At 67.7% G+C, this 331-nt stretch carries 1 pseudogene; it reads right to left on the bottom strand.

Annotated elements, in window-relative coordinates:
* Positions 1 to 331 (bottom strand): annotated as a pseudogene (locus J8I82_RS38035) (IS110 family RNA-guided transposase); the annotation flags it as partial.

A 331-nucleotide genomic window follows, 5' to 3' on the forward strand; every position in this document is an offset into this window, starting at 1 on the left:
CCGATGCGCTCGGGCCGCAGGTTGTGCAAGACCAGCAGCGAGCGGATCCGGTTGCTGTGGGCGGTGCGCTCTTGGTGCAGGCGCCCGAGCTCACGATGCAGGCGCCGCTCATCTTCCTGCTCTTCGGTGGGGACCCGCGCGACTGCCCACACCCGCCGCTCGCCCGCGTAGTAACGCATCAGCATTGACAGCAGCTTGTCGCTGTCGAGCCGATCCGTCTTCGCACGACGTGCCCGCCGGTTCACTTCGATACTGGCGGAATCGACCACCAGGTTGACGATGCCGTGTGCGCTGAGCCAGCGGTGCAGCCAGAAGCCGTCCCGCCCGGCCT

This window comes from Cupriavidus consociatus, assembly GCF_017814975.1.
In the GTDB taxonomy this organism is placed as follows: Bacteria; Pseudomonadota; Gammaproteobacteria; order Burkholderiales; family Burkholderiaceae; genus Cupriavidus; species Cupriavidus consociatus.